Annotated in this window: 1 protein-coding gene; it reads left to right on the top strand. The window is 63.3% G+C overall.

Going from position 1 to position 521, the window contains the following annotated elements:
- On the top strand, nt 1–521 hold a 521-nt coding region (locus ACAN56_RS35445; protein ID WP_379148801.1), incomplete at both ends, for a condensation domain-containing protein.

Here is a 521-nt window from a genome sequence, read left to right as displayed (position 1 = left end):
CTTGCGGGCAACCGCGCTGGTGTCCAAAATCCAGAAGACGATGAACGTAGAGCTGACGCTGCAGGACGTATTCCGACTGCCGACGATCAAGGAGCAGGCGCGGAAGATCGAGGGGATGTCGAAGATGGCATACAGCGCCATCGAACCGGCGAAGCCGGGGAAGGATTATCCGCTGTCTTCGGCGCAGCGGCGGCTATACGTGCTGCATGAGATGGAGCCGGAGAGCACGCGCTACAACATGCCGGGCGTCGTGGAACTGGCCGGGCAGGTGGATGCGGATCGGCTGGAACAAGCGATTCGTTCGGTCATCGCCCGTCACGAATCGCTGCGCACGTCGTTCAGGTGGATCGACGGCGAACCGCGGCAACAGGTACACGAAGACGTGGCGTTTGAATGGGTATACCGGGGTGCAGATGAAGGGCAGGCCCGGGAACTCACCCGGAGCTTCGTACGGCCGTTCGAACTGAGTCAGGCGCCGCTGCTGCGGGCCGGGCTGCTGCGGCTGGCGGAGGAGCGCCATT

The organism is Paenibacillus paludis, assembly GCF_042610515.1.
Classification (GTDB): Bacteria; Bacillota; Bacilli; order Paenibacillales; family Paenibacillaceae; genus Paenibacillus_AQ.
Note: the sequence above shows the minus strand (reverse complement) of the source record. Positions and strands in the feature narration are given on the sequence as shown.